General features: G+C 54.9%; 26 protein-coding genes and 1 riboswitch. Of the genes, 22 read left to right on the forward strand and 4 right to left on the reverse strand.

The features are described from left to right. Nucleotides 1-2: 2 nt before the first annotated feature. From pduD to pduA, 4 genes are read right to left on the reverse strand one after another with little or no spacing between them, the layout of a single operon-like run. On the reverse strand, nt 3-677 hold the full coding sequence (pduD, locus tag ACLD3P_RS08340) for a propanediol dehydratase medium subunit PduD (RefSeq protein WP_000405048.1): 675 nt from the start codon (nt 675-677) through the stop codon (nt 3-5). A gap of 10 nt (nt 678-687) precedes the next feature. After that, on the reverse strand, nt 688-2,352 hold the full coding sequence (pduC, locus tag ACLD3P_RS08345; protein ID WP_001256896.1) for a propanediol dehydratase large subunit PduC: 1,665 nt from the start codon (nt 2,350-2,352) through the stop codon (nt 688-690). Nucleotides 2,353-2,370: 18 nt separating this feature from the next. After that, nucleotides 2,371-3,183, reverse strand: coding sequence for a propanediol utilization microcompartment protein PduB (gene pduB / locus ACLD3P_RS08350; protein WP_000097500.1), 813 nt, complete (start codon nt 3,181-3,183; stop codon nt 2,371-2,373). After that, nucleotides 3,180-3,464 (reverse strand): propanediol utilization microcompartment protein PduA, encoded by a 285-nt coding sequence (gene pduA, locus ACLD3P_RS08355; RefSeq protein ID WP_001183618.1) that lies wholly within the window; start codon nt 3,462-3,464, stop codon nt 3,180-3,182. The genes pduB and pduA overlap by 4 nt, the downstream gene beginning before the upstream one ends. 524 nt (nt 3,465-3,988) lie before the next feature. On the opposite strand from pduA, the gene pduF reads away from it, so the two are divergent. From pduF to cobT, 22 genes are all read left to right on the forward strand, one after another. Further along, complete coding sequence (gene pduF, locus ACLD3P_RS08360; RefSeq protein WP_001645027.1) at nt 3,989-4,783, forward strand: propanediol diffusion facilitator PduF; 795 nt, start codon at nt 3,989-3,991, stop codon at nt 4,781-4,783. A 216-nt stretch (nt 4,784-4,999) separates the two neighbouring features. Next, the gene (gene pocR / locus ACLD3P_RS08365) at nt 5,000-5,911 is read left to right on the forward strand and encodes a transcriptional regulator PocR (protein ID WP_023262640.1); all 912 of its coding nucleotides are present in this window, start codon (nt 5,000-5,002) and stop codon (nt 5,909-5,911) included. A gap of 325 nt (nt 5,912-6,236) precedes the next feature. Beyond that, nucleotides 6,237-6,412: riboswitch (cobalamin riboswitch) on the forward strand. Nucleotides 6,413-6,508: 96 nt separating this feature from the next. Further along, nucleotides 6,509-7,888 carry a hydrogenobyrinic/cobyrinic acid a,c-diamide synthase gene (locus ACLD3P_RS08370; RefSeq protein ID WP_411006587.1) on the forward strand — a complete coding sequence of 460 codons (1,380 nt, stop codon included), beginning with the start codon at nt 6,509-6,511 and terminating at the stop codon, nt 7,886-7,888. Beyond that, on the forward strand, nt 7,885-8,844 hold the full coding sequence (gene cbiB / locus ACLD3P_RS08375) for an adenosylcobinamide-phosphate synthase CbiB (protein ID WP_131046413.1): 960 nt from the start codon (nt 7,885-7,887) through the stop codon (nt 8,842-8,844). Before ACLD3P_RS08370 ends, cbiB begins: the two co-directional genes overlap by 4 nt. Nucleotides 8,845-8,854: 10 nt before the next feature. Beyond that, complete coding sequence (locus ACLD3P_RS08380; protein ID WP_000558988.1) at nt 8,855-9,487, forward strand: cobalt-precorrin-8 methylmutase; 633 nt, start codon at nt 8,855-8,857, stop codon at nt 9,485-9,487. Continuing rightward, the gene (cbiD, locus tag ACLD3P_RS08385; RefSeq protein WP_001292915.1) at nt 9,487-10,626 is read left to right on the forward strand and encodes a cobalt-precorrin-5B (C(1))-methyltransferase CbiD; all 1,140 of its coding nucleotides are present in this window, start codon (nt 9,487-9,489) and stop codon (nt 10,624-10,626) included. The genes ACLD3P_RS08380 and cbiD overlap by 1 nt, the downstream gene beginning before the upstream one ends. Next, entirely contained in the window at nt 10,620-11,225 is a 606-nt protein-coding gene (locus ACLD3P_RS08390; protein WP_411006588.1) for a cobalt-precorrin-7 (C(5))-methyltransferase, read from the forward strand. Before cbiD ends, ACLD3P_RS08390 begins: the two co-directional genes overlap by 7 nt. Further along, nucleotides 11,215-11,793: a decarboxylating cobalt-precorrin-6B (C(15))-methyltransferase gene (locus tag ACLD3P_RS08395; protein ID WP_000650989.1), complete on the forward strand. Its 579-nt coding sequence runs from the start codon at nt 11,215-11,217 to the stop codon at nt 11,791-11,793. Before ACLD3P_RS08390 ends, ACLD3P_RS08395 begins: the two co-directional genes overlap by 11 nt. Next, nucleotides 11,777-12,550, forward strand: a complete 774-nt coding sequence (locus tag ACLD3P_RS08400; protein ID WP_411006589.1) for a cobalt-precorrin-4/precorrin-4 C(11)-methyltransferase — start codon at nt 11,777-11,779, stop codon at nt 12,548-12,550. Before ACLD3P_RS08395 ends, ACLD3P_RS08400 begins: the two co-directional genes overlap by 17 nt. Further along, nucleotides 12,531-13,586: a cobalt-precorrin 5A hydrolase gene (cbiG, locus tag ACLD3P_RS08405; RefSeq protein WP_262944071.1), complete on the forward strand. Its 1,056-nt coding sequence runs from the start codon at nt 12,531-12,533 to the stop codon at nt 13,584-13,586. The genes ACLD3P_RS08400 and cbiG overlap by 20 nt, the downstream gene beginning before the upstream one ends. Beyond that, nucleotides 13,586-14,311 (forward strand): precorrin-3B C(17)-methyltransferase, encoded by a 726-nt coding sequence (locus tag ACLD3P_RS08410; RefSeq protein ID WP_023224774.1) that lies wholly within the window; start codon nt 13,586-13,588, stop codon nt 14,309-14,311. The genes cbiG and ACLD3P_RS08410 overlap by 1 nt, the downstream gene beginning before the upstream one ends. After that, entirely contained in the window at nt 14,308-15,099 is a 792-nt protein-coding gene (locus ACLD3P_RS08415) for a cobalt-precorrin-6A reductase (protein WP_001001983.1), read from the forward strand. Before ACLD3P_RS08410 ends, ACLD3P_RS08415 begins: the two co-directional genes overlap by 4 nt. 2 nt (nt 15,100-15,101) lie before the next feature. After that, nucleotides 15,102-15,896, forward strand: coding sequence for a sirohydrochlorin cobaltochelatase (gene cbiK / locus ACLD3P_RS08420; RefSeq protein ID WP_000709784.1), 795 nt, complete (start codon nt 15,102-15,104; stop codon nt 15,894-15,896). Next, on the forward strand, nt 15,893-16,606 hold the full coding sequence (locus ACLD3P_RS08425) for a cobalt-factor II C(20)-methyltransferase (RefSeq protein ID WP_411006590.1): 714 nt from the start codon (nt 15,893-15,895) through the stop codon (nt 16,604-16,606). Before cbiK ends, ACLD3P_RS08425 begins: the two co-directional genes overlap by 4 nt. Then, entirely contained in the window at nt 16,603-17,340 is a 738-nt protein-coding gene (cbiM, locus tag ACLD3P_RS08430; RefSeq protein WP_411006591.1) for an energy-coupling factor ABC transporter permease, read from the forward strand. Before ACLD3P_RS08425 ends, cbiM begins: the two co-directional genes overlap by 4 nt. 1 nt (nt 17,341) lies before the next feature. After that, entirely contained in the window at nt 17,342-17,623 is a 282-nt protein-coding gene (locus ACLD3P_RS08435; RefSeq protein WP_000753212.1) for an energy-coupling factor ABC transporter substrate-binding protein, read from the forward strand. Then, nucleotides 17,610-18,287, forward strand: coding sequence for an energy-coupling factor ABC transporter transmembrane protein (locus ACLD3P_RS08440; protein ID WP_000147138.1), 678 nt, complete (start codon nt 17,610-17,612; stop codon nt 18,285-18,287). The genes ACLD3P_RS08435 and ACLD3P_RS08440 overlap by 14 nt, the downstream gene beginning before the upstream one ends. Before the next feature lie 8 nt (nt 18,288-18,295). Beyond that, on the forward strand, nt 18,296-19,111 hold the full coding sequence (locus tag ACLD3P_RS08445) for an energy-coupling factor ABC transporter ATP-binding protein (RefSeq protein WP_000881544.1): 816 nt from the start codon (nt 18,296-18,298) through the stop codon (nt 19,109-19,111). Next, the gene (locus ACLD3P_RS08450; protein WP_024798300.1) at nt 19,108-20,628 is read left to right on the forward strand and encodes a cobyric acid synthase; all 1,521 of its coding nucleotides are present in this window, start codon (nt 19,108-19,110) and stop codon (nt 20,626-20,628) included. Before ACLD3P_RS08445 ends, ACLD3P_RS08450 begins: the two co-directional genes overlap by 4 nt. Next, a complete protein-coding gene (gene cobU, locus ACLD3P_RS08455; RefSeq protein ID WP_000973145.1) occupies nt 20,625-21,170 on the forward strand; it encodes a bifunctional adenosylcobinamide kinase/adenosylcobinamide-phosphate guanylyltransferase in 546 nt (181 codons plus the stop codon). The genes ACLD3P_RS08450 and cobU overlap by 4 nt, the downstream gene beginning before the upstream one ends. Next, nucleotides 21,167-21,910, forward strand: coding sequence for an adenosylcobinamide-GDP ribazoletransferase (gene cobS, locus ACLD3P_RS08460; RefSeq protein ID WP_023201846.1), 744 nt, complete (start codon nt 21,167-21,169; stop codon nt 21,908-21,910). Before cobU ends, cobS begins: the two co-directional genes overlap by 4 nt. 26 nt (nt 21,911-21,936) lie before the next feature. Further along, complete coding sequence (gene cobT / locus ACLD3P_RS08465; RefSeq protein WP_115285895.1) at nt 21,937-23,013, forward strand: nicotinate-nucleotide--dimethylbenzimidazole phosphoribosyltransferase; 1,077 nt, start codon at nt 21,937-21,939, stop codon at nt 23,011-23,013. Nucleotides 23,014-23,054 lie beyond the last annotated feature (41 nt).

Raw genomic sequence — 23,054 nt, forward strand, 5'->3', positions numbered from 1 at the left:
TATCAAAGCGCCACGCGCAGTTCCTGCGGGTTTTTGCCCGTCACGACGTACTTGGTCTCTTTAATGTGCAAAATGGCCGACTTTGCCTGGTACTTCGGGCGTGCCATCTGGTCATTGAGCGTAGGGACCGGCTGCGGTGATTCGCGTTTCGCATAACGGGCGGCGTTTTTACCAATCTGACGGTAGGTTTCCAGCGTCAGCAGCGGTGCCTGCGGGAACAGCTCCAGGTTGGAGAGCGGCGGTAGCCCCTGCTGGTGGATAACCGTAGTACCTTTCGACTGGATGCCGATGGAGATGCCGGATCCGCTCAGGCGGTTACCTTCAACGGCGACGAACGCCACGTCGGAAGATTTAAAGCAGCGAATCACGCGCGCCTTGATGCCTTCTTCTTCAATACCGGCAATGACTTCGCGCAGAATGCTCTTATGCGGTAAGCCCACGATATTGACGGTTTGCGCCAGGCCAAATGCCGGGCCGACGGCGATAATGACTTCGTCCTGCTGAGTACCCTGGCGCGCTTCGCCCACTTCGGTCAGAAAGCCGTCGCCCGCAGGCGCAGCGGTCTGTGGTGCTGTGGATGCCGCAGGCGCATTAAACGAGACGGGTTTATCGCTGCCCTTCATATCGCGGAGCACGTCTTCAATTATCTGGCGCAGCAATTTTTCATTAATTTCCATTTCTCACCCCTTAATCAATCTCGTTGGGATCAAGAGCGCCAGGGATGTTTTTAATCTCTTCCCAGCGTTCTCCCTGCAGGCGATAACCTGTTGCCGGACCGGCATAGTCATTGACGTCATTAACCGCAGAGAGCACTTGTCCGTCGCCGACGATAATGGCGGAGGTGTGCAAATAGTCGCCGGTTAGCTTGGCTTTCTGGATGTTGAGCATGTCCTGGGCCACGTCGGTAAACCCGCCCTGCGCCAGCGCTTTCACAACTTCCAGACCGTTGCGGTTTTTATTGATGATTTCCTGGGCGAACTTGATGTCTTCGACGATGTTGCGCTCCGGCATATCTTTCGAACCGTGGGCATAGGTCGCGGCTTCAACTTCTTCATCGGTAATCGGCGGCAGTCCCATTCCGGCAAACACGGCCTGTAGCGCGCGGGCGGCTTTGTTACGGATGGCGATAACGTCCTCTTCACGAACCGGGCGCAGACCGCCGTCCACTTTCAGGTCGCGCTGGATAACGTTGTAGTCGTCAAAGTCTTCCGCATCTTCGTTGGAACCGGCGAACATGTTGTCGTAGTTCGGCACCGCGGAATAACCAGAGGAGATAAAGTCGGTACCCGGCAGGAACTGCATCAGCAGGCGCGCGGTACGACGCATATCGGAGTGGGTGAAGGTCTGGTCGTTACTGGAGGCGCATTCCAGATCCAGCGAAGAGCAGATCAGGTTTTCCGCCAGCACGGCACGAATGCCTGACGGCACGGCAGACGGTACGCCGATGCAGCTTACGGAGCCGTTTTGCAGCCCCTGAACGCCAGCCGCTTTGGTGATATAGATGCAGCGCGCTTCCAGATACAGCATGGATTTGCCTTCGGCGTAGCCCATCTGCACTTCTGAGCCGGAGCCGGAGGTGAAGCGCATTTTCAGGCCGCGAGAGGCGTAGGAAGAGGCTAAGAAGCCTTTCGACCATGGCGTATCGTCACCGTCGGTGAAGACCGGCTCGGTGCCGTAAACGGAAATGGTTTCGGCGTAGCAGGTGTGGCCCAGCATGCCGAGCTTCAGCTCGGTGGCTTCTTCCAGTGAGCACTGCGTCAGTACGCCCGGACGACCAACCTGAGAGCCGACCAACAGCGCGATGGCGTTGAACGGCGCGTAGCGTGCTACCGCAACCGTGGTTTCTTGTTCGTCAAACCCGCGCCATGCGCCTTCGGCGGCATCGGCGGCAATTTGCACAGGGTTATCCTTGACGTTGGTGACGTGCGCCTGCTGAGATGGAGTGCGGCGGGCGCGCATTTTCTGCATCGCCATCATCATCTCAACCACGTTCATATGCGAAACCACTTCAACAATTTTCGCCGGGGTCATGGCGGTGGTCAGCGGAACGATTTCGCTGCGCTTGACGTTAGGATCGCACAGCATATTGGCAAGCTTGACCGAATCCATCGCCATCACTTCTTCGGCGCGGTTCAGGTTGATGCCGTAGCGGGCGATAAAGTGGTCGATCAGGTCGAATTCGCTAACCGGTTTTCCGTCCAGCTCGGTCACCGCGCCGTTAACGATTTTAATCGACGGTTTCGGGTCGTTCGGGCTTTCCATTGCGATAAAGCCTTCTTCGATCCACTCCTTAACAAAGCCGTCCTGATTCACAGGGCGTTTCGCCAGTGCTTCAAATCTTTTCGATCTCATGAATCAGCCTCGTGGGTATCAGATGTAGGACGGGCGATCGTTTTTCGGTTCAGAACCGAGGGTCGCAAGGACGGTTTTGCCGATTTCGCGTGCAGAGGTCACCGCCTGACGGACCGCGCCGGAGTCGCCGGAAATCACCAGAATGGCTTCGTTACTAAAGCTGGTGCCGTGCGCCGGAGAGCTGTACGCCACGACTTCAACGTTGGCTGACTTCAGGGCGGTATCGGCCATCAGTACGCCGACGGAAGCCGGAGCGCCGACGATGACGCCGCAGGCACGGCCAATCGGCGCGCCGAACGCTTTTTCCAGCGCGTAGCTGGCGCGAGCGGTGTACTGCAGCTCGATATGCCCGGCTTCGTTGCCGTAAACATCACCGAAGGTGCGGTCCAGCTCTTTCAGCGCGACTTCGATACCGCGCTTGACGTCGGACACGTCGTTACCGCCTAAAATAATCAGCGAACCGTGGCCCGCTCCGCCTTTGGTATCGCGCGGCAGCTCAATGCTGACCACTTCGGTGTTGGTGGCTTTCACCGCTTCGTCCGCCGCCATAATGTGCGGGCCTGCGCCGGTGCGGGCGCCGAGAATGCCGATGGAACGATAGCGCTTCTCAAGCTTCATCGCGTCCAGCAGGGCGGTATCGACGTTGGCGATAACCAGGCCCAGGGTATCGCCAATGGCGGTCCCGACAAATTCCGTTAAACTGCAGCTTTTTTCTGCCATAGCCGTCTCTCGTATAGGTTGGGGTTGACCAGGGATGGCCTGTTGTTCCGGCGTTGCCACACGGGCAATCACCTGCGCCATGATCTGTTCCACCAGCTCATTGCTGCTCATTGGCTAATTCCCTTCGGTAAGATTTTTTCTACATCGGTGTGAGGGCGTGGGATGACGTGTACGGCTTTCACTTCACCCACGTTGCGTGCGGCTGCGGCACCTGCATCGGTGGCCGCTTTGACCGCGCCAACATCGCCGCGCACGATGACGGTTACCAGCCCGGAGCCAATCTTTTCATAGCCCACTAACATCACATTGGCTGACTTAACCATTGCATCAGCGGCCTCTATGGCTGCGGTTAAGCCTTTGGTTTCTACCATTCCTAGTGCTTCTTGTTGCATAAAGACCTCGCATGGAGTGTTCCGATAGTTGGGACTATAAGAAGATGCGAGGAAAAAGAATGGCTGACTTGCTGTTGAGCATCAGAAAATAATGAGAAAGCAATATGACTAAATTGCCTTTTATTTTTATAACTCATTGATAATCAATATTTAATTTATTATTGTCTATATGATTATTTTGTTTTTATTATTTCATTTTTACATTTTTGTTAGTGACGAGAGTATTTTTATTTGATATGGCGAAAGACGCAAAATGTGATGTTTATTCGAAATTGATAAGTTGGCTTGTGCAATATTTTATTATTTCCACAGGCGTATTTTATAGCTCAAATTTCCCGTGTGATGGGCTGATAAAAATATCGGAAAAGCAAAATTTTGCTATCGCAACACGATTTTTCCGGAAGGCAGGCCCGCAGGTTGCCAACAATTTACAGGCGGCACTTTTTATAGTGAGGTTAGCTGTACACTACCGCCAGCCGAAACTTGCGCTGGCCAGGACACGAACTTTGCTCAGAAGGTGTCACATGAATGATTCTCTAAAGGCGCAATGTGGTGCGGAATTTTTAGGCACCGGACTCTTTTTGTTTTTTGGTATCGGTTGTTTGAGCGCGCTCAAAGTCGCAGGCGCCAGCCTCGGATTATGGGAGATTTGCATTATTTGGGGGCTTGGGATTTCACTGGCCGTTTACCTTACGGCCGGCATCTCCGGCGGACATCTTAACCCTGCGGTGACGATTGCGCTGTGGCTGTTTGCCTGCTTCCCCAAACAGAAAGTATTGCCTTATATTATTGCCCAGTTTGCCGGCGCTTTTGGCGGCGCTCTGCTGGCGTATGTGCTTTATAGTAGCCTTTTTACTGAATTTGAGACTGCGCATCATATGGTGCGCGGTAGCGTCGAAAGTTTGCAATTAGCCAGCATTTTCAGTACCTATCCGGCCGCAGCGCTAAATATATGGCAGGCTGCGTTGGTGGAAGTGGTCATTACCTCGATTCTGATGGGCATGATCATGGCATTGACGGATGATGGCAATGGCATTCCTAAAGGGCCGCTTGCACCTTTGCTTATTGGGATACTGGTTGCCGTTATCGGCGCGTCTACTGGACCTCTTACCGGTTTTGCAATGAATCCGGCGCGTGATTTCGGTCCCAAACTGTTCACATGGTTAGCGGGGTGGGGGAACATGGCGATGAGCGGTGGGCGAGAGATCCCTTATTTTATCGTGCCGATTGTCGCGCCTGTTATCGGCGCCTGTGCCGGAGCAGCCATATATCGCTATTTTATTGGTAAGAATTTACCTTGTAACCGCTGTGAACTGTAAGAAAATGCGAACCAGATTCACAGCAATGATGTATCGTAAAAACAGGTGAGATAATTTCGTGATCTGCTTTCACGAACTGATCAAAACGTCTCCCAGCAATGGGAGACTTTTGATATTGTCATTGTACTTTTTATCAGGGCCAGGATAATGCTAATAAAAAGTGAATGTAAATAATGTGTTTTGTTTATAACAATAAATTAACTGAGGGGTTTTATCATGATTTCTGCGAGCGCTCTGAACTCAGAACTCATTAATAAAATCGCACAGGATTTTGCACAAGCCACCGGTCTGGCGGTTGTGGTTGTCAATATTCATGGTGATGAAATATCTGAGCTATTCAATTTCACGCCGTTTTGTCAGTTGATGCGGCAGCATCCCCAGCATAGTACACGTTGTCGTATGAGCGATCGCTGCGGGGGACTGGAGGCATCGAAGTCCGATCAACCCTGTATTTATCGTTGTCATGCCGGTCTAACGGATTTTTCTATTCCGCTGGTAATCGCAGGGCATTTAGTTGGCTTTGTTTTATGCGGGCAGGTTCGTTTAAGTAATGACGTGGAGCTGGTAAACATTCTTAATGTCGACGATCGCTGGCAGGCTGACCCTGAGCTCTTGAATGAATTTCGGAATGTGCCAGAGATGGACTATTCACGCGTTATCGCTTCCGCCGATCTCCTTAAACTGATTGTTGAGAATTGCCTGAAAAAACAGCTCAATTTCGTGGTTATCAAAGACAATCCGCAGCAATCGGAGGCAAATAAAGCCGCTCGTGGTCCCACTCCGCATGACAGTAAAATGAAAAAAGCGCTTCGCTATATTGATGCGCATTTGTCCGACGATCTTCGTCTTGAGGATGTCGCCTCACATGTCTATCTCAGCCCCTATTACTTCAGTAAGCTATTCAAGAAATATCAGGGAATCGGATTTAATGCGTGGGTGAACCGCCAGAGAATGGTTAGCGCCAGAGAATTGCTTTGCTATAGTGACTGGAGTATTGCCAGTATTGCGCGTAATTTAGGCTTTTCGCAAACCAGCTATTTTTGTAAAGTCTTCCGCCAGACCTATCAGGTTACGCCGCAGGCTTATCGCCAGCAGATAAATGAGAATTCTCATCCTCCATCGTTATGAATAGCAATATTTTGCTATTGCCGATTTTTGATAGTGTTTTGTATCTTAATCATTTCAGAAAGAAAATTTATCTGGTGTAACAATAAATTGTCATAGCGCAACAAAATAATAAAATTTAGGGCATAAACTGCACCAGTTTTTATTTTTGTGATGAAGTACAGTGTCAGGAAAGATAAGTTTTATTACGCTTTGTCGATACGTTTTATCGTCAATATACCGGTAAGGATGAGTAGATTAACGTCAGATGAGCAACCGCTCAGGTTATTGCTCACAGAAATGTAAAACGTAGCACATTATTAATTGCCGTTATGGGTGTGCCGTACAGCCATAACGTAAACCAACAGGTTTGCCACATTTGTGGTAGGGAAGGGGGTGAAAATCCCCCGCAGCCCCCGCTGCTGTGATGCTGACGACCCCGTAAAGACCACTGATCGCAAGATTGGGAAGGACGGGCGAGGAGGACGCTAAGCCAGAAGACCTGCCTGTCGGTGATAACCAACAACTTCGGTGGGAAGTGGGTTGCGAAGACGCGTACAGTCGAAAGACTGAACATGCGCGTACCTGTATACCCCTACCACCCTGAACAGGATCAGGGTAATGGCGGCAAGGCATCACGCATTTATTCTTGCAGGCACAGGAAGCGGTTGCGGCAAAACCACGGTGACGCTTGGTTTGTTGAGGCTGCTGCAAAAACGCGCGCTGCGCGTACAGCCGTTTAAAGTTGGGCCAGATTACCTTGATACCGGCTGGCATACCGCTATCTGTGGCGTGGCGTCCCGTAATCTTGACAGTTTCATGCTTCCTCCTCCTGTTCTCAACGCCTTATTTTGCGAACAAATGCGGCAGGCGGATATCGCTGTCATTGAAGGCGTCATGGGGCTGTATGACGGCTATGGCGTCGACCCCAATTACTGCAGCACAGCCGCGATGGCCAAACAGCTTGGTTGCCCGGTCATCCTACTGGTGGACGGCAAGGCTGTTTCAACGTCGCTTGCGGCTACCGTTATGGGATTTCAGCACTTCGACCCGACCCTCAACCTCGCGGGCGTGATTGTGAATCGCGTCACTAGCGACGCCCACTATCAGCTCCTCAAAAATGCCATTGAACATTATTGCTCACTGCCGGTACTGGGGTATGTCCCTCCTTGCGACGGCGTCGCATTACCTGAACGCCACCTGGGGTTGATTACCGCCAGAGAATCCCTCGTCAATCAGCAATCATGGCATGATTTTGCCGCCATGCTGGAACAAACAGTGGATGTGGATGCGCTACTCTCGCTGAGCGTGTTATCAGCGCTTCCGGCGGGAATGTGGCCTGAGCGCCCCGATAACACAGCGGGGGCAGGGCTGACGCTTGCTCTGGCGGATGATGAGGCCTTTAACTTTTATTACCCCGATAACATCGATTTGCTGGAGCGTGCCGGCGTTAACATTGTGCGTTTTAGCCCACTGCATGACAGCGCATTGCCTGATTGCCAGATGATCTGGCTGGGCGGTGGATATCCTGAATTATACGTCGCAGAGCTGGCGGCAAATACGGCGATGTTAAAACATTTGCGGGCGGCGCATCAGCGCGGCGTGGCGATTTACGCGGAGTGTGGCGGTCTGATGTATTTGGGGAGCACTCTGGAGGATAGCGGCGGGGAAATTCATCAGATGGCGAATATTATCCCCGGTCACAGCAAAATGGGTAAGCGACTTACCCGCTTTGGTTACTGTGAGGCGCAGGCTATGCAGCCAACGCTATTGGCGGTGCTTGGCGAGATAGTGCGCGGCCATGAATTTCACTACTCAGATTTTATTCCCGAAACACCCGCCGTTATGGCCTGTCGTAAGGTTCGCGATGGCCGCGTGTTACAGGAATGGACTGGCGGCTGGCAGACAGGCAACACGTTTGCCAGCTATCTGCACGTCCATTTCGCCCAGCGTCCGGAAATGTTGCAGCACTGGCTGGCGGCGGCGAGGCGCGTATTATGACGATTCTTGCCTGGTGTATCGCCTGGGTGCTGGATTTTATCATCGGCGACCCTCAACACTGGCCCCATCCGGTACGCTGGATAGGTCGTTTAATCACGTTTGTGCAGCGTATTGTGCGTCGCTATTGTCCCGGCGATAAAGCGCTGCGGATTGGCGGCGGCGTAATGTGGGTTGTGGTTGTCGGGGCGACCTGGGGCGTGGCATGGGGCGTACTGGCGCTGGCGCAGCGGATTCACCCCTGGTTTGGCTGGATCGTTGAAGTCTGGATGATCTTTACCACGCTGGCCGGACGCTCTCTGGCCCGCGCCGCGCAGGAGGTTGAACGACCGTTGTGGGAGAACGACCTTGCGGAAAGCCGAATAAAACTCTCCTGGATCGTCGGGCGCGATACGTCGCAACTTCAGCCAGCGCAGATCAATCGCGCCGTGGTGGAAACGGTTGCAGAAAACACCGTTGACGGCATTATCGCGCCGCTCTTTTTCCTCTTTCTCGGCGGCGCGCCGCTGGCGATGGCCTACAAAGCCGTCAATACCCTGGATTCAATGGTGGGCTACAAACATGAAAAATACCGGGCGATTGGTATGGTCAGCGCCCGTATGGACGACGTAGCGAACTATCTTCCTGCCCGACTGAGCTGGCTGTTGCTGGGCATTGCGGCAGGACTGTGTCGCCTGAGTGGTTGGCGGGCGCTGCGTATTGGCTGGCGTGACCGTTATAACCACAGTAGCCCAAATTGCGCCTGGTCGGAAGCGTGTGTGGCCGGCGCCTTAGGAATCCAGCTCGGCGGCCCAAATAACTACTTTGGCGAGCGTGTGGACAAGCCCTGGATCGGCGACGCGCAGCGCGATATTTCTGTGGACGATATTTCCCGAACGATTCGATTGATGTGGGTCGCTTCAACCCTGGCGCTGGCGCTGTTTATTGCGGCGCGGTGCGGGTTATCTGGCGTGGCCTGAGGACGACAGTATGCATTATATCCAGCAGCCCCAAACCATTGAGGCCAACAGTTTCACCATTATTAGCGACATTATTCGCGAAACGCGTCCTGATTACCGTTTCGCCAGCCCGCTCCATGAGGCCATTATCAAGCGGGTTATTCATACCACCGCCGATTTCGACTGGCTGGACATTTTGTGGTTCTCTGCCGATGCGCTGGAGCAGCTTTGTGATGCGTTACGCCATCCGTGCATTATTTATACCGATACCACGATGGCGCTGTCCGGCATTAATAAAAGATTACTGGCGACGTTTGGCGGCGAGTGTCGCTGTTATATCAGCGATCCGCGCGTGGTGCGCGCCGCACAAACGCAGGGGATTACCCGTTCAATGGCCGCCGTCGATATCGCTATCGCCGAGGAGGAGAAAAACAAGCTCTTTGTTTTCGGTAATGCGCCGACGGCCCTGTTCCGTTTGCTTGAACATAACGTGACGGTGAGCGGCGTGGTGGGCGTACCGGTAGGCTTTGTCGGCGCGGCGGAGTCCAAAGAGGCACTCACCCATAGCCATTTCCCCGCGGTTGCCGCGTTAGGGCGTAAAGGCGGCAGTAACGTGGCTGCCGCTATCGTCAATGCGCTGCTCTATCACCTCCGGGAGGCCTGATGAGCGAGCTTTCTTTTGACGCGCCGGTCTGGCACCACGGTAAAGCGTTACGTAAAGGATATACCACCGGTTCCTGCGCGACGGCGGCGGCAAAAGTCGCCGCGCTGATGGTATTGCGTCAACATCTGATTCATCAGGTCTCCATCGTCACGCCGTCGGGCGTCACGCTATGCCTGAACGTGGAGTCGCCGCACATTGAAGGCCAGCAGGCGATAGCCGCAATTCGTAAAGATGGCGGCGATGATGTGGATGCCACGCACGGAATGCTGATTTTTGCCCGCGTTACGCTCAACGACAGCGGTGAGATTACGCTCACTGGCGGCGAAGGTATTGGTACGGTAACGCGTAAAGGGGTTGGGCTGCCGCTCGGGAGCGCCGCCATCAATCGTACGCCGCGCCATACCATTGAGTCAGCGGTGCGCGAAGCGATAGGCCCGGCGCGTGGGGCCGATGTGGAGATTTTTGCCCCGGAAGGCGAAGCGCGGGCGCAAAAAACGTATAACTCGCGGCTTGGCATTCTTGGCGGCATTTCCATTATTGGCACTACCGGCATTGTGACGCCGATGTCGGAAGAAAGCTGGAAACGCTCGCTATCGCTGGAACTGGAGATCAAACGGGCGTCAGGATTAACGCGGGTGATACTCGTGCCGGGCAACCACGGCGAACGGTTTGTTCGCGAACAAATGGGCGTCGACACACAGGCAGTCGTCACCATGAGCAATTTTGTCGGCTACATGATTGAAGAGGCGGTACGGCTGGGATTTTGCCAGATAGTGCTGGTGGGGCATCCTGGAAAATTGATCAAAATCGCCGCCGGGATCTTTCATACCCATAGCCATATTGCTGATGCGCGCATGGAAACGCTGGTCGCGCATTTAGCTTTACTGGGCGCGCCGCTGGAGTTACTCACCCTGGTCAGCGATTGCGATACTACCGAAGCGGCAATGGAGCACATTGAAGCATATGGCTTCGGGCATATCTATAACCATCTTGCCAGGCGTATTTGTTTGCGAGTCATGCAGATGCTGCGTTTTACCAAAACGCCGCCTGTCTGCGACGCCATCCTGTTTTCTTTTGATAACCATATTCTCGGCAGTAATCGTCCCGTCGACGAGATTGCTAAGGAGCTGCAATGCTAACGGTCGTGGGAATGGGGCCCGCCGGACAGCATTTGATGACGCCTGCGGCGCTGGAAGCGATAGACCACGCCGATGCGCTGGCAGGCGGTAAACGGCATTTGGCGCAGTTTCCGGCGTTTGGCGGCGAACGATTTACGCTGGGCGCGGATATTGGCGCGTTGTTGTCATGGATTGCCGCCCGTCGGGATAAAGGGATCGTGGTGCTGGCCTCCGGCGATCCGCTGTTTTATGGCATCGGTACACGCCTGGTGGCGCATTTTGGTATCGAACAGGTTCGCATTATCCCTGGCATCAGCGCCGTACAGTATCTGTGCGCACAGGCTGGAATTGATATGAATGACATGTGGTTGACCAGTAGCCACGGTCGTTGCGTCAGCTTCGAGCAGGTAGCGAACCATCGCAAAGTGGCGATGGTAACTGATGCCCGCTGCGGGCCGCGAGAAATCGCGCGGGAACTGGTCGCGCGCGGTAAAGGGCATCGCTTAATGGTGATTGGTGAAAATCTGGCGATGGAAAATGAGCGGATCCACTGGCTACCCGTCAGTGCGGTCAACGCCGACTATGAAATGAATGCAGTGGTGATCCTTGATGAAAGATGAGCTTTTTCTGCGCGGCGAGAACGTACCGATGACCAAAGAGGCGGTACGGGCGCTGGCACTGTCGAAACTTGAGCTCCACCGCGCCAGTCACCTGATTGACGTCGGGGCGGGAACGGGAAGCGTCTCAATTGAAGCGGCGCTGCAATTTCCTTCGTTGCAGGTGACGGCTATCGAGCGTAATCCTGCCGCGCTACGGCTGCTTGATGAGAATCGTCAGCGCTTTGCCTGCGGCAATATCGATATTCTCCCCGGCGAAGCGCCAATGACCATAACCGGGAAAGCCGATGCGGTGTTTATGGGCGGCAGCGGCGGGCATCTGACGGCGCTGATTGACTGGGCGATGGGGCATCTGCATCCCGGTGGCCGTCTGGTGATGACCTTTATCTTGCAGGAAAACCTCCATAGTGCGCTGGCGCATCTTGCGCTCATCGGCGCATGTCGAATGGACTGTGTACAGCTTCAGCTTTCATCGTTAACGCCGCTGGGGGCGGGACACTATTTCAAACCGAACAATCCTGTTTTTGTTATCGCCTGTCAGAAGGAAGAAAACCATGTCAGAGACATTTGATCCACGCTGTGTATGGTTCGTCGGCGCCGGGCCGGGCGATCGCGAGCTGATCACGCTTAAAGGCTACCGCCTGCTGCAACAGGCGCAGGTAGTTATCTATGCCGGTTCGCTGATCAATACCGAACTGCTGGATTACTGCCCCGCGCAGGCAGAACGCTACGATAGCGCCGAACTGCATCTTGAGCAGATTATCGAGCTGATGGCCGCGGGCGTGAAAGCGGGAAAAACGGTGGTGCGGTTGCAAACGGGCGATGTCTCGCTGTACGGCTCCGTGCGTGAGCAAGGCGAAGAGTTAACCCGCCGTGGTATCGACTGGCAGGTAGTGCCTGGCGTCAGCGCGTTTCTCGGCGCTGCGGCGGAGCTGGGGGTGGAGTATACCGTACCGGAGGTATCGCAGAGTCTCATTATTACCCGTCTGGAAGGGCGCACGCCAGTACCGGCGCGCGAACAACTGGAGGCGTTCGCCAGTCACCAGACGTCAATGGCGATTTATCTCTCCGTTCAGCGTATTCATCGGGTGGCGGAACGTCTCATTGTCGGCGGTTATCCGGCAACTACGCCTGTCGCGGTCATCTATAAGGCTACCTGGCCGGAAAGCCAGACCGTTCGCGGCACGTTAGCGGATATTAGCGACAAAGTACGTGATGCTGGCATCCGTAAGACGGCGCTAATCCTGGTCGGGAATTTTCTGGGTAAGGAGTATCACTACTCAAGACTTTATGCAGCGGACTTTAGCCATGAATACCGTAAAGCCTGAATCCATTGCGTTGTTTTGCCTGACGCCCGGCGGCGTGGCGCTGGCAAAGAGACTCGCCGCGATGCTGCCGTTAACCTGCTTTACCAGTGAAAAACTGCGGGAAGAGGGATTTATTCCCTTCGATGGCGGATTCGCTAATACCGCCCGGCAGGCTTTTACCACTTATACCGCGCTTATTTTTATCGGCGCGACCGGCATTGCCGTTCGTGTCCTGGCGCCGTTAGTGAACGATAAGTTCAGCGATCCGGCGGTGGTCGTCATTGATGAACGTGGTCAGCATGTCATTAGCCTGCTTTCCGGTCATGCGGGCGGGGCCAATGCCTTGACGCGCTACCTGGCAGGAATGTTAGGCGCCGATCCGGTGATTACCACGGCAACGGATGTCAATGAGATGTCCGCGTTGGACACTTTAGCTTTCCAGCTTAACGCCCGCATGACCGATCTTCGCACGGCGGTAAAAACCGTTAACCAGATGTTGGTCAGTCATCAACGTGTAGGGTTATGGTGGGATGTCGAACTAACGGAAGAGATCGACCAGTGCGATATTCGCGGTTTTATCCCTGTTGATGATTTGCAGCGGTTGCCTGAACTGGATGCGCTTATCTGCGTCTCTTTGCGTAATGACCTCCCTGAGCTTCCCGTACTGCACTGGAAACTGGTGCCCCAGCGTGTGGTGGCGGGAATTGGCTGTCGCCGCGATACGCCATTTCCCCTGTTAGCGACATTACTGGCGCGTCAGCTTGAAGCGCAGAAACTCGATCCGCTGGCGTTAAAAGCGATTGGCAGCGTCACGCTCAAAAAAGGGGAACCGGGGCTTATTCAGCTCGCCTCCTGCTGCCGCGTGCCTTTTAAAACCTTTACCGCCGAAGCGTTGCGCGAATTCGAACACCATTTTCCCGGTTCTGGCTTCGTCAGAAAAACGGTGGGCGTTGGCAGCGTATCCGGCCCGGCTGCGTGGTTATTAAGCCAGGGACAATTGTTAGGCGAGACCCTGCGAGAACAGGGCGTCACTATTACTTTAGGAGTTGCACACTGATGTTGAGCGTAATTGGTATTGGCCCCGGTTCGCAGGCAATGATGACGATGGAGGCGATTGAGGCGCTTCAGGCGGCGGAAATCGTCGTGGGCTACAAAACCTATACCCATCTGGTTAAAGCATTCACCGGCGACAAACAGGTGATCAAGACCGGCATGTGTAAGGAAATTGAACGCTGCCAGGCGGCTATTGAACTGGCGCAGGCCGGGCATAACGTAGCGCTCATCAGCAGTGGCGACGCCGGTATTTACGGCATGGCGGGACTGGTGCTGGAACTGGTCGGCAAGCAGAAACTGGACGTCGAGGTGCGGCTCATTCCTGGCATGACCGCCAGCATCGCCGCCGCCTCTTTACTGGGCGCGCCGCTGATGCATGACTTCTGCCATATCAGCCTCAGCGACCTGCTGACCCCGTGGCCGGTGATTGAAAAACGCATCGTTGCCGCCGGAGAGGCAGACTTTGTTATCTGTTTTTACAACCCGCGCAGCCGCGGGCGCGAAGGGCATCTGGCGCGCGCGTTTGACCTGCTTGCCGCCAGTAAAAGCGCGCAAACGCCGGTTGGCGTGGTGAAATCCGCCGGACGTAAGAAAGAGGAAAAATGGCTGACTACGCTCGGCGATATGGATTTTGAACCGGTAGATATGACCAGTCTGGTCATCGTTGGTAATAAAACGACCTATGTTCAGGATGGGCTGATGGTAACGCCGCGAGGTTACACGCTGTGAATGAGGGGGAGGTGCTGGTGGTGGGCGGCACCAGCGATGCGCGCGCGTTATGCCGACAACTGGATGCGGCGAACGTCGCGTACACCTTATCTGTGGCGACGCCAGCCGGAAAAGCGCTGGCGGGCGACATTAAAGGGCAGGTGCGCTGTGGTCGTCTGGAGTACGGGCAGATGGTCGCCTGGCTAAAAGAAAACCGTACTCGCTGGGTAATAGATGCATCGCATCCTTATGCAGAAATGGTCAGCCATAACCTCCTTCGCGCCTGTGAAACGGCAGGCGTGTTGTTAAGTCGTTATCAGCGTCCGGAGCAGCTTAGCAATCTGACGCATCCGCTTCTCTATACGGCGCGCAGTATTGCCGATGCCTGCGAGATAGCGAGGCGTTTTGGTCCGCGCGTGTTACTGACGACCGGCAGTAAAGATCTGGCCGTCTGGCGTGCCGGGCTGGCGGAAAAAACGTTGCTGGCGCGTGTACTGCCCGTGGCGGAGGTGATTCAACGCTGCAGCGAACTGGGGTTCGGCGTTGGAGAAATTTTCGCTCTGTGTGGGCCGTTCAGCGCTGATTTTAACGCCGCGTTTTACCACCAGTGCCGGGCCGACGTGGTCATTACCAAAGCGTCCGGCGCGGAGGGGGGATATCAGGAAAAAGTTCAGCCCTGTCTGGATGCGGGCATTCCCTGCATCGTTATTGCGCGCCCGACGCCGCTTGTGACGGGTGATGAGTTACTGGAAAGCCAGGCCGCCTTTGCGCAGCGTTTATCGCGCTGGCTGGCCGCAGCTAAGGAGTAAAAATGAAAAAAGCGCTTCTGGTGGTCAGTTTTGGCACCAGCTATCACGACACCTGTGAAAAAAACATTGTGGCGTGCGAACGTGATCTGGCGGCGTCCTGTCCCGATCGCGACCTGTTTCGCGCCTTCACTTCCGGAATGATCATTCGCAAGCTTCGCCAGCGTGACGGTATCGACATCGATACGCCATTACAGGCTTTGCAAAAGCTTGCCGCACAGGGATATCAGGACGTGGCGATTCAGTCGTTGCACATTATTAACGGCGACGAATATGAAAAAATTGTCCGTGAAGTACAACTCTTGCGTCCGTTATTTACTCGTCTGACGCTGGGCGTGCCGCTGCTGAGCAGCCATAACGATTATGTGCAGCTAATGCAGGCGTTGCGACAACAGATGCCATCGCTCAGACAAACGGAGAAAGTCGTTTTTATGGGCCACGGCGCCAGCCATCACGCATTCGCAGCTTATGCCTGTCTCGATCATATGATGACCGCGCAGCGCTTCCCGGCGCGCGTCGGCGCCGTAGAAAGCTACCCGGAGGTCGACATCCTGATCGACAGCCTGCGTGACGAAGGCGTCACCGGCGTACATTTGATGCCATTAATGCTGGTGGCGGGCGATCACGCCATTAATGATATGGCTTCAGACGACGGCGACTCATGGAAAATGCGCTTTAACGCGGCGGGCATTCCGGCGACGCCGTGGCTGAGCGGGCTGGGAGAAAACCCGGCTATCCGGGCGATGTTTGTCGCGCATTTGCACCAGGCGCTGAACATGGCGGTAGAGGAGGCGGCATGAACGGTAAATTATACGCATTAAGCACCGGGCCAGGCGCGCCCGACCTGATAACCGTCCGCGCAGCGCGGATTCTTGGCTCGCTGGACATTCTGTATGCGCCCGCCGGTCGTAAGGGGGGCGATAGTCTGGCGCTGTCGATTGTGCGCGACTATCTCGGCGAGCAGACGGAAGTACGTTGTTGCCATTTCCCTATGAGCGCTGACGGCGCCGAGAAAGAAGCGGTCTGGAACGAGGTTGCCGCCGCGCTTACCGCAGAGGTGGAAGCGGGTAAACAGGTCGGTTTTATTACCCTGGGCGATGCGATGCTATTCAGTACCTGGATTTTTTTACTCCAGCGAATCGGCTGCCCGGAGTGGCTGGAGATTGTCCCCGGCGTCACGTCCTTCGCCGCGATAGCCGCCCGCGCGAAAATGCCGCTCGCCATAGAACGGCAATCGCTGGCGGTTATTTCTTGTACCGCGCCGGAAGCGGAAATAGCCCAGGTGCTACAACAGCATGATAGCCTGGTGTTGATGAAAGTGTATGGCCGGTTCGCCCGTATTAAAGCGTTGCTGGCGCAGGCTGGCCTGCTGGAATGCGCCTTAATGATGTCCGAGGCCACACTGCCCGGCGAGCAGTGCTGGCGCCATCTCCACGAGGTCAACGATGATCGACCGTTGCCCTATTTTTCGACCATTCTGGTCAATAAACAGTGGGAGTATGCAGAATGAAACTTGAACAGCAGCTTAGACAGTTGTCTTTCAGTGGACTGGCTGCAGCGATATTGCTGATGGTTGTCCCGCAACAGGCGTTTGCGATGCATATCATGGAGGGCTTTTTACCGCCAGTGTGGGCGCTGGCCTGGTGGTTACTGTTTTTACCCTGCTTGTGGTATGGGCTGGTGCGCTTACGGCGTATTGTGCAGGAGGATAATCATCAGAAGGTACTGCTGGCGCTGTGCGGCGCGTTTATTTTTGTCCTGTCCGCGCTCAAAATTCCGTCGGTAACGGGGAGTTGTTCACATCCGACCGGCGTTGGTCTGGCGGTTATCTTGTTCGGGCCCGGGGTGGTGGCGATTCTCGGTGCGGTTGTGCTGTTGTTTCAGGCGCTATTGCTGGCGCACGGCGGCCTGACGACGCTTGGCGCAAACGGAATGTCGATGGCGGTGGTTGGCCCGGTTGTCGGTTATCTGGTGTGGAAAATGGCCTGCCGTGCCGGACTGCGCCGCGATGTCGCCGTTTTTCTGTGCGCGATGCTGGCGGATTTGGCGACCTATTTTGTGACTTCAGTCCAGCTTGGCGTTGCGTTTCCCGATCCCCATGCCGGAGCGACAGGGTCTGTTGTGAAGTTTATGGGGATTTTCTGCCTCACACAGATTCCTGTCGCCATTGCCGAAGGTTTATTAACCGTCATGATTTATGACCAGTTGACTAAACGGCAAGTGATTACCGTACAAGGACATTAAAATGAAAAAAACGTTGATGTTGTTAGCGATGGTGGTGGCGCTGGTGATTCTGCCGTTTTTTATTAACCACGGCGGTGAATATGGCGGTTCAGACGGAGAAGCGGAAAGCCAGATTCAGGCTATTGCGCCGCAGTATAAACCCTGGTTTCAGCCGTTATATGAACCTGCCAGCGGTGAAATTGAAAGCCTGCTGTTTACCCTTCAGGGCTCTCTTGGCGCGGCGGTGATTTTTTATATCCTGGGGTATTGCAAAGGTAAACAACGCCGTGATGACCGGGCTTGATCGACTCAGCTATCAAAGCCGCTGGGCACACGTTGCGCCGCAGCGCAAGTTTTTGCTGTGGCTGGCGATGATGATACTGGCGTTTGTTCTGCCGCCTGTAGGGCAGGGCATTGAGCTGCTGATCATTGCCGGATTGAGCTGTTGGCTATTGCGCATATCCCTCTGGCGCTGGTGTCGATGGATGGCGATACCTTTTGGATTTTTGTTGGTCGGCGTGATAACGATTATCTTCAGCATCAGCCGCGAGCCGCAAATGCTGCTGGCTGGCATCTCTGTCGGGCCGTACTGGATCGGGATTACCCGTGCGGGCGTGGTTACGGCGAATGAAACGTTCTGGCGTAGCCTGACGGCGCTGTCCGCGACGTTGTGGCTGGTGATGAACCTACCGTTTCCGCAGTTAATTAGCTTGCTTAAGCGCGCGCATATTCCACGCCTGCTTACCGAGCAAATCCTGTTAACGTGGCGCTTTCTCTTTATTCTTCTGGATGAGGCGGTGGCAATTCGTCGCGCGCAAACGCTGCGTTTTGGTTATTGCAGCCTGCCGAACGGTTATCGATCTCTGGCAATGCTGACTGGACTCCTGTTTACGCGGGTGTTAATGCGTTATCAGCAAATGACTACCACGCTGGATATCAAACTGTATCAGGGTGATTTTCACCTGTAAGGACTATTATGCTTGCCACTTCAGACCTGTGGTTTCGTTATCAGGATGAGCCGGTACTTAAAGGGTTAAATCTGGATTTTTCGCTTTCGCCTGTTACCGGTTTGGTGGGCGCGAACGGCTGTGGGAAGTCTACGCTTTTTATGAACCTGAGCGGCCTGTTGCGTCCGCAAAAAGGGGCCGTGTTGTGGCAGGGAAAACCGCTGGATTACAGCAAGCGCGGACTACTGGCGCTGCGCCAGCAAGTTGCGACGGTTTTTCAGGACCCTGAACAGCAGATTTTTTATACTGATATCGATAGCGATATTGCGTTTAGTTTACGTAATTTGGGGGTGCCGGAAGCGGAAATCACGCGCCGCGTCGACGAGGCGCTAACGCTGGTTGACGCCCAACATTTTCGCCATCAGCCCATTCAGTGTTTGAGTCATGGGCAAAAAAAACGTGTGGCTATTGCCGGAGCGCTGGTGCTACAGGCGCGCTATCTATTGCTGGATGAACCCACTGCTGGTCTCGATCCCGCAGGGCGCACTCAGATGCTTGCTATCATCAGGCGGATTGTGGCGCAGGGAAATCATGTCATTATCTCCAGCCATGATATCGATCTTATTTATGAAATTAGCGATGCCGTATACGTGTTACGTCAGGGCCAGGTCCTGACGCATGGCGCGCCTGGCGAGGTTTTCGCGTGTACGGAAGCGATGGAACAAGCGGGGCTAACCCAGCCCTGGCTGGTCAAACTTCATACTCAACTGGGACTGCCGCTGTGTAAAACAGAAACGGAGTTTTTTCATCGAATGCAAAAGTGCGCATTCAGGGAGGCGTCATGACACAGGCAGTTATGTTGCAGGGGACGGCATCCGACGTCGGCAAAAGTGTGCTGGCGGCGGGTTTATGCCGCATTTTTTATCAGGATGGTCTGCGTACCGCGCCGTTTAAATCGCAAAATATGGCGCTTAATTCTGGTATTACGCCGGATGGCAAAGAGATGGGGCGGGCGCAGATTTTTCAGGCGGAAGCCGCGGGGATCACGCCAGATGTGCGTATGAATCCGGTGCTGCTCAAACCGACCAGCGATCGCCAGGCGCAGGTCGTGCTGATGGGGAAAGTGGCGACCAATATGGATGCGGTTAGTTACCATGACTATAAACCGCGTTTGCGTGAGCAAATCCTTGCGGTCTATAACAGCCTGGCGCAGGAATATGACGTTATTGTGCTGGAAGGCGCCGGAAGCCCGGCGGAAATCAATCTGCGCGATCGTGATATCGTCAATATGGGAATGGCGGAAATGGCCCAGTGTCCGGTTATTCTGGTGGCGGATATCGACCGGGGCGGCGTATTCGCCGCTATTTATGGCACGCTGGCGCTGCTGCATAAACAGGAGCGTGACAGAGTAAAGGGCGTCATTATCAACAAATTCCGCGGCGACGTGGCGCTACTCTATTCCGGTATCGAACAAATCGAATCGCTTACTGGCGTCCCGGTCCTGGGAGTGATGCCATGGCTGGATGTGGATCTGGAAGATGAAGATGGCGTCGCGCTGCAAAACGATAAATATCGCGGTAACGCCCCCCGTGATATCACTATTGCCATTGTGCAACTGCCACATATTTCTAACTTTACGGATTTTAACGCTCTGGCGGCGCAGCCGGATGTGCGCATACGCTATATTCGCCGCCCGGAAGCGTTGACTGACGTTGATCTGGTGATCCTGCCGGGCAGTAAGAATACGCTGAGCGACCTCTCCTGGCTGCGCGAAAGCGGGATGGCGGATGCGGTATTGCAGACACATCGGCAGGGCGTGCCAGTGATGGGAATTTGCGGCGGCTACCAGATGCTGGGCGACACCATTGTGGATGAGGTGGAGTCGGGGCTGGGTACGCAGCCGGGCCTGGGGCTGCTTAATACGATCACTCGCTTTGCACAGGATAAAACCACGACGCAGGTTAACGCGACAATGTCAGACGAGCTGCCCGGCTGGCTGGTTGCCGCGGCGGGGCTACCGGTACGCGGTTATGAAATTCACATGGGGGAAACGGTGCTACAGGAAGGATGCTGTACGGCCATGACGTTACAGAAAAATGGATGCTCTGTGGCGGATGGCGCGGTCACCGCCGATGGACTGGCGTTTGGCACTTACCTTCATGGCCTGTTTGACAGCGATGCGTTTACCCGTGCGGTGGTCAATGGGTTACGGGCGCGAAAAGGACTTGCGCCGTGGGAAACGACTTTTTGTTATGCGGAGCATAAAGCGCGGCAATTTGATCTGCTGGCGGAAGCGATGCGGCAACATATTGATATTGATAAAATTTATACCATCATGCAACAACATCAGGAGCCGGTATGATGATTCTGGTGACGGGCGGGGCGCGTAGTGGTAAAAGCCGTCATGCTGAAGCCTTAATTGGCGATGCGCCGCAGGTACTGTATATCGCCACCTCGCAGATTCTTGATGACGAGATGGCGGCGAGAATTCAGCATCATAAAGATGGCAGGCCGGCACACTGGCGGACCGCAGAATGCTGGCGGCATCTTGATACGTTGATTACCGCGGATCTTGCCCCTGACGACGCGATTTTGCTGGAATGTATTACCACCATGGTGACGAATCTGCTGTTTGCGCTGGGAGGCGAAAACGATCCCGAGCAGTGGGATTATGCGGCGATGGAGCGCGCCATTGACGATGAAATTCAGATTTTAATTGCAGCCTGCCAGCGCTGCCCGGCGAAAGTGGTACTGGTGACAAATGAGGTGGGAATGGGGATCGTCCCGGAAAACCGTCTGGCGCGCCATTTTCGTGATATTGCCGGTCGGGTCAACCAACGACTGGCGGCAGCGGCGGATGAGGTCTGGCTGGTAGTCTCAGGTATTGGAGTCAAAATTAAATGAGTAAGCTGTTTTGGGCCATGCTCGCTTTTATTAGCCGCTTGCCCGTGCCGTCACGCTGGTCGCAGGGACTGGATTTCGAGCAGTATTCGCGTGGGATCGTGATGTTTCCCTTTATCGGGTTGATTCTGGGGGGCGTAAGCGGCCTGATTTTCATCCTCCTGCAACCCTGGTGCGGTATTCCGCTAGCGGCGTTGTTCTGTATTCTGGCGCTGGCGCTGCTGACCGGTGGTTTTCACCTGGATGGGCTGGCCGATACCTGCGATGGCATTTTTTCCGCGCGCCGCCGTGAGCGAATGCTGGAGATTATGCGTGATAGTCGCCTGGGAACCCATGGCGGGCTGGCGCTTATTTTCGTGCTACTGGCAAAAATTCTGGTGGTCAGTGAACTGGCGTTACGTGGAACGCCAATGTTGGCGGCGCTGGCGGCGGCCTGTGCGGCTGGGCGTGGCAGCGCCGTTTTATTGATGTACCGTCATCGCTACGCCCGTGACGAGGGGCTCGGCAATGTATTTATCGGTAAAGTCAGCGGACGGCAAACCTGCATTACTCTGGGATTGGCGGTAATCGTCGCCACGGTATTACTGCCTGGTATGCAAGGACTGGCCGCAATGGTGGTCACACTCGCGGCGATTTTCATCCTTGGCCAGTTGCTTAAACGTACGCTTGGCGGTCAAACCGGCGATACGCTGGGCGCGGCGATCGAACTTGGCGAACTGATCTTTCTGCTGGCTCTGTTATGAGCCGATTATTACGGACGAGACATCTTATGCAGACACTACACGCTTTACTCCATGACATTCCTGCGCCGGACGCCGAGGCGATGGCGCGTGCGCAGCAACATATTGACGGCCTACTCAAACCGCCGGGCAGCCTGGGCAGGCTGGAGGCCTTAGCCGTTCAGCTCGCAGGAATGCCGGGTCTTAACGGTATGCCGCAGGTAGGTGAAAAGGCGATGCTGGTGATGTGCGCCGACCATGGCGTCTGGGATGAAGGCGTGGCGGTTTCGCCCAAAATCGTGACGGCGATTCAGGCGGCGAATATGACGCGGGGAACAACCGGCGTATGCGTGCTTGCCGCTCAGGCCGGTGCGAAGGTGCATGTCATTGATGTTGGTATTGATGCTGAACCTATTCCTGGCGTAGTTAATATGCGCGTCGCGCGCGGCTGCGGAAATATTGCCGTTGGCCCGGCGATGAGTCGCTCGCAGGCTGAGGAGCTTTTGTTGGAGGTTTCCCGCTACACCTGCGACCTGGCGCAACGCGGCGTGACCTTATTTGGCGTAGGGGAGCTGGGGATGGCGAACACTACGCCAGCCGCCGCGATGGTCAGCGTTTTTACAGGAAGTGATGCAAAAGAGGTGGTGGGGATTGGCGCTAATCTTCCGCCTTCCCGCATCGATAATAAAGTGGACGTCGTGCGGCGGGCGATTGCGATTAATCAGCCCAATCCGCGCGACGGCATTGATGTGTTGTCGAAGGTGGGTGGTTTTGATTTGGTCGGGATGACCGGCGTGATGCTTGGCGCGGCAAGGTGTGGCTTACCCGTATTGCTGGATGGCTTTCTTTCCTACTCGGCAGCGCTGGCGGCCTGTCAGATTGCGCCTGCGGTGAGACCTTATCTGATCCCGTCGCACTTTTCGGCGGAAAAGGGCACCCGCATCGCGCTCGCGCATTTGTCTATGGAGCCCTATTTGCATATGGCGATGCGGTTAGGTGAAGGAAGCGGCGCGGCGCTGGCGATGCCGATCGTGGAAGCCGCGTGCGCCATGTTCCACAACATGGGGGAGTTGGCGGCCAGTAATATTGTCCTGCCGGAGGGGAACGCAAACGCAACATACCCCTGAGGCACAACACCAGCCATGTGAGAAAAAAGCTATACTTAACG

The sequence above is a fragment of the Salmonella sp. 741265073_HBA genome, from assembly GCF_046569105.1.
Taxonomy (GTDB): domain Bacteria; phylum Pseudomonadota; class Gammaproteobacteria; order Enterobacterales; family Enterobacteriaceae; genus Salmonella; species Salmonella enterica.

Coding starts and splice junctions, on each gene's coding strand:
- pduD (WP_000405048.1), bottom strand. CDS start 677: ATGGAAATTAATGAAAAATTGCTGCGCCAGATAATTGAAGACGTGCTC.
- cobU (WP_000973145.1), top strand. CDS start 20,625: ATGATGATTCTGGTGACGGGCGGGGCGCGTAGTGGTAAAAGCCGTCAT.
- ACLD3P_RS08450 (WP_024798300.1), top strand. CDS start 19,108: ATGACACAGGCAGTTATGTTGCAGGGGACGGCATCCGACGTCGGCAAA.
- pduA (WP_001183618.1), bottom strand. CDS start 3,464: ATGCAACAAGAAGCACTAGGAATGGTAGAAACCAAAGGCTTAACCGCA.
- ACLD3P_RS08410 (WP_023224774.1), top strand. CDS start 13,586: ATGTTGAGCGTAATTGGTATTGGCCCCGGTTCGCAGGCAATGATGACG.
- cbiK (WP_000709784.1), top strand. CDS start 15,102: ATGAAAAAAGCGCTTCTGGTGGTCAGTTTTGGCACCAGCTATCACGAC.
- ACLD3P_RS08390 (WP_411006588.1), top strand. CDS start 10,620: ATGCTAACGGTCGTGGGAATGGGGCCCGCCGGACAGCATTTGATGACG.
- ACLD3P_RS08435 (WP_000753212.1), top strand. CDS start 17,342: ATGAAAAAAACGTTGATGTTGTTAGCGATGGTGGTGGCGCTGGTGATT.
- ACLD3P_RS08440 (WP_000147138.1), top strand. CDS start 17,610: ATGACCGGGCTTGATCGACTCAGCTATCAAAGCCGCTGGGCACACGTT.
- ACLD3P_RS08425 (WP_411006590.1), top strand. CDS start 15,893: ATGAACGGTAAATTATACGCATTAAGCACCGGGCCAGGCGCGCCCGAC.
- ACLD3P_RS08400 (WP_411006589.1), top strand. CDS start 11,777: ATGTCAGAGACATTTGATCCACGCTGTGTATGGTTCGTCGGCGCCGGG.
- pocR (WP_023262640.1), top strand. CDS start 5,000: ATGATTTCTGCGAGCGCTCTGAACTCAGAACTCATTAATAAAATCGCA.
- pduF (WP_001645027.1), top strand. CDS start 3,989: ATGAATGATTCTCTAAAGGCGCAATGTGGTGCGGAATTTTTAGGCACC.
- cbiB (WP_131046413.1), top strand. CDS start 7,885: ATGACGATTCTTGCCTGGTGTATCGCCTGGGTGCTGGATTTTATCATC.
- ACLD3P_RS08445 (WP_000881544.1), top strand. CDS start 18,296: ATGCTTGCCACTTCAGACCTGTGGTTTCGTTATCAGGATGAGCCGGTA.
- cbiD (WP_001292915.1), top strand. CDS start 9,487: ATGAGCGAGCTTTCTTTTGACGCGCCGGTCTGGCACCACGGTAAAGCG.
- cbiG (WP_262944071.1), top strand. CDS start 12,531: ATGAATACCGTAAAGCCTGAATCCATTGCGTTGTTTTGCCTGACGCCC.
- cbiM (WP_411006591.1), top strand. CDS start 16,603: ATGAAACTTGAACAGCAGCTTAGACAGTTGTCTTTCAGTGGACTGGCT.
- pduC (WP_001256896.1), bottom strand. CDS start 2,352: ATGAGATCGAAAAGATTTGAAGCACTGGCGAAACGCCCTGTGAATCAG.
- ACLD3P_RS08395 (WP_000650989.1), top strand. CDS start 11,215: ATGAAAGATGAGCTTTTTCTGCGCGGCGAGAACGTACCGATGACCAAA.
- cobS (WP_023201846.1), top strand. CDS start 21,167: ATGAGTAAGCTGTTTTGGGCCATGCTCGCTTTTATTAGCCGCTTGCCC.
- pduB (WP_000097500.1), bottom strand. CDS start 3,183: ATGAGCAGCAATGAGCTGGTGGAACAGATCATGGCGCAGGTGATTGCC.
- ACLD3P_RS08370 (WP_411006587.1), top strand. CDS start 6,509: ATGGCGGCAAGGCATCACGCATTTATTCTTGCAGGCACAGGAAGCGGT.
- cobT (WP_115285895.1), top strand. CDS start 21,937: ATGCAGACACTACACGCTTTACTCCATGACATTCCTGCGCCGGACGCC.
- ACLD3P_RS08380 (WP_000558988.1), top strand. CDS start 8,855: ATGCATTATATCCAGCAGCCCCAAACCATTGAGGCCAACAGTTTCACC.